Below are 3,905 nucleotides of genomic sequence, written 5' to 3'. Positions count from 1 at the left end.
TTGTCAATATAGCGCTACCTGCAAGGGCTTTAGGCATGCATGCTAGAGGCAAAAGTTGACGTGCATTAGCGCACCGAGGGAGTAGGTTTTTACATTTATAGTCAGCTGATTGCTGTTCGCGCAGCGTGTGCGTAGGGCATATACTTACAAAAAAAATAGCCGTAGAAATACTATCCACGGCTATGTCAATCAGATATGTCAGAAGTTTCCAAAAACCCTTGGTGAAGGGGGGAAACCCCCCCAAAAATTAAGGTGTTATGGTAATAACCAATACTTGGTCATAGTCGTCATTACTTCACCTGGAATATTAGTCGGTTCCAGAGGAGTCCACTCAGCAATCTCGGCATAGCCCAGGGCATACAGCATCTGCATACTCTCAATTACTGATTGACGAGGACCTTTGAGAGCGATGCAGCGCGGTCTTGGGGGTTTCCCCCATGAGCGACTGCATCAAGACAGTGTGCTCAGTAGGTTGTTTCTTGAAATTGCGAGTAAAGGTTTCTGACATCGTGAAAAAGTTTAACTTGGTTTATATTGATAATTGTAATGATTATAGTTTTAATTGTCAAGGGTTTAAAAAAATTTTGTTGGGAGTTTTAGGGTTCGTTAAAAAAAGCTATAATGAGCGTTTTTTTTCAGACACATGTCAGTCTAAATACTGAAAAGCTTAACGAAGCAAATAATCAATTTTATAGCAATTTTATTTCCCATAAGGCACAAAGTAATCCCCCTGAAAAAGAGGGACTTTGATGCAAGAAACACGATATAATTTTTTCAGATTTAGGAAATATTATCAGGCTTAACTAACCGAAATCCAATGTGAGTCGTTCCTGTATCCGGTGATTGAGACTCCCGAGCAGCAGGACGATAGCGACTACAATAATTAGGAGCACACAGGTAAGACCCGCCTTTAATTACATGTTTAGCAACACCTGGTTCTCTGGGGTCGAAGCTTTCTTTTTGATTAGGTCCTATAGGATTAAGGCTGTGGGCTTTGCCATTGTGACCGATGCTATACCAATCTGAAGTCCACTCCCAGACATTACCAGTTATGTCAAACAAACCATAACCATTTGGTTCAAAAGAACCTACAGGTGCAGTGCCGGTGTGACCATCAGCTTTGGTGTTGAAAAAGGGGAAAAATCCCTGCCAGGTATTAGCCTTCTTGGCCGAGTATTGCTCACCCCAGCTGTAGGTAGCATCATCCAGTCCACCGTGAGCAGCATATTCCCATTGGGCTTCTGTGGGTACTGACTTCCCTGCCCACTTAGCATAGGCTTGAACGTCTTCATAGGCAACATGGACGACGGGATAGTTCTTTTTACGTTTAATGTTGCTCTTTGGACCAAAGGGATGTTGCCAGTCAGCCCCAGGAGTCCACTTCCACCAGCTCAGGTAACCCACAGGTCTAACCCCATTGTCCGGCATCTGAAAGACTAGGGAACCAGGTGCCCGTTGCTCTTCTGGTAAGTCGGGAAACTGTTCCGATGAGAGGGGACGCTCTGCTACTGTAATATAACCAGTTTCCTTGACAAATTTGGCAAATTCCCCATTAGTGACTTCGTATTTATCGATGCAGAAGCTCTCAACGGTGACATCGTCCGCAGAGCGCTCGGAAGGATAGTAAACGTCGGAACCCATCTTGAAAGTGCCGCCAGGAATGAAGGTCATACCTTCAGGGCAGCTATTTACGGTGGGAGATGCCTTGACTTGTGTAGGAGTGCCAAAGACTAGGCATACTGTCAGGAAACTTAGGAAAAGTTTGAATAGAAGTAATTTTAACCAAGGAGTCTTCATTGTTGAGTCAGACAAGCTATTAGTAAGTAAGCATATGCGCTACGCGCACGCGTGCGCGTTCAGCGGTCAGCGCTCAGCGGTCAGCGATCAGGAAAGGCTAGGACGATAATTTCCCGGTAGTATCCGGTAATTCATTACTTGCAAAAGCTGTAAATGTATCCATCTTTTCGATGTATTGCTGATATATCCTGAGATTTGCAGCTTTTGTAACCCTTCATGCCCAACGGAGTAAATCCAAAACTTCCTTTACTCCTGGGAGTAACTTTACCTATTCCTAGTTTTTGGTGTCTAGCTATATCTCCAGTCATCCAGCCTTTAATAGGCTTCAATGGATTGTGCCGGATGGGGTAACCGTACTTATTTAGTGCCGCTTTTTGTCTGCCTCCTTGTCCTTTACAATTGACTAACAGGGGCTGAGTAGTCCTCAAGGACAGAGGCTTGATATCTCCAACGCAAGCGGCATCAATCCAATGCTCTTTAGGGAATCCTAATTTAGTCCGGTTGTACTTAGTTTGTGCTCCTGTTCCAGTAACCACGGGTTTCATCCTTCGAAGTACTTTGACTAATTTGTTACGAGTTGCATTCACCGCCGCCGGATCCTTTAATGACTGTTTGGCTTTGGTTTTGATCTTCTGAAGTAGACTTGGTTTCTTTTTTAGAAATTCTTCTATAGGCTTATTTCCTTTTCGTTGATTGCATTTTTCACAGGCCAAGCAAAGATTACTCACGCGTTCGCGTAGCGTCGGCTTTGCCGAATCGCTTCCCCCCTTGGATTTGGGATGAATGTGCTCGATCTGTAGAGGTATATTTTGCTTGCCACAGTAAGCGCATTCCCTCCCCCATTTTTCAAGTAGATACTCTCTAACTTCGTACCCAGCCAATTCCCCTTGTTGGTACTCAACACCATTGATTTCCGGATTCTGCATTTTCTGAGTATCGAATTTAACCCTCTCGACCCAAATTTCATTAACCGGACAGAATTTAATTAATCGTTTTACCCAGGTCTGGATAGTTAAAATTCTGTGTTCCAGACTAGGAGTGAGCCATCCTTTTGGACGCTTACGATTAAGGAACCTGGGCTTTCTATATCGGGTATTTCGGTTGCGTCTTCCACGCCTTGCAGCGCCTCTAGACTCTAACTTTTTCTTGATTAATCCTCCCCTATGTTCTAGTTCCATACCCCAAATTACTTGATCGTCTTGAACTAAGGCAAATCCTGTTTTCTTACTGCCAGGATCTATCTTGATTTGGCATGGAGAGATAGTAGGATTGTCGTTCGCGCAGCGTCGGCTTTGCCGAATCGCTGTCTTTAAGATGATCGTGAATGGGTACATCCTAAAGACAGCCGCTTTACCTTTTTCCAATAATCGGCGTGCTTTCTTTGGCGAAATGGGATTTAGTGGTTGTTTGTTCGTGTCAATGATAAATATGTAATTTTGCATTTTTAGTGCGTCTCAAGTCGGTTATGTTTTCCAAGTGCTTCGCACACGCTTGCGCGAACGGCAATGTTGAAATGGCTTGTTAGGCTAACCACACATTTTGCCTTCACCTTAATGATTAGCGACAGAGCCAGGAACTGGAGGTCATTCCTGGGTGTCATAACCAAATCAACGTAGGACTGAATCCTTAGCCTGCATCCTAGTCAGGTACTTTTCCAGGGGTTACCGGGAATTACCAAGGCTTAAACTAGGAGCTTCTGTCATATTTCGCTGAATCCAAATTCTACCATCTTTTATATCTAAATGGATGAAACAGTCATAAACTCGTTTGAGTCCATCCCAGCCGATATCTAGAAGTTGATAATGGTCATTTTCTGTATCAAAAATAAGTTGACCTTCAATTTCTGAATCTGAATTATTCGCTTCTAATGTGGCATGATTAGTTAATATTTGGCGAATTATTAATCGGTACTTTTCTAATTTTTCCATAACAAAGGGAAACCGTTATAATGAGTAGTGGACTGACACAGTTAAAGTAGTATAATAGACCTCTCCAAAAAATAAATTTATGGTATAATAATAAAAATATAACTAATTTTTATTAACTTCAAAATGAGCTACACTTGGAATTATATTAAAAAAAATCCTAAACAAACTAAACGATTGGTA

At 42.6% G+C, this 3,905-nt stretch carries 3 protein-coding genes; all 3 read right to left on the bottom strand.

The window, feature by feature from the left end; genetic code table 11:
* Window positions 1-780: 780 nt before the first annotated feature.
* Entirely contained in the window at window positions 781-1,812 is a 1,032-nt protein-coding gene (locus F6K52_RS33590; protein ID WP_293089060.1) for a formylglycine-generating enzyme family protein, read from the bottom strand.
* A 119-nt stretch (window positions 1,813-1,931) separates the two neighbouring features.
* Entirely contained in the window at window positions 1,932-3,239 is a 1,308-nt protein-coding gene (gene iscB / locus F6K52_RS33585; RefSeq protein ID WP_293089057.1) for an RNA-guided endonuclease IscB, read from the bottom strand.
* Window positions 3,240-3,458: 219 nt separating this feature from the next.
* Window positions 3,459-3,725 carry a XisI protein gene (locus F6K52_RS33580; protein WP_293089053.1) on the bottom strand — a complete coding sequence of 89 codons (267 nt, stop codon included), beginning with the start codon at window positions 3,723-3,725 and terminating at the stop codon, window positions 3,459-3,461.
* Between the last annotated feature and the right edge of the window lie 180 nt (window positions 3,726-3,905).

It is taken from the genome of Moorena sp. SIO3H5 (genome assembly GCF_010692395.1).
In the GTDB taxonomy this organism is placed as follows: domain Bacteria; phylum Cyanobacteriota; class Cyanobacteriia; order Cyanobacteriales; family Coleofasciculaceae; genus Moorena.
This window is presented reverse-complemented; position numbering and strand designations above follow the sequence as displayed.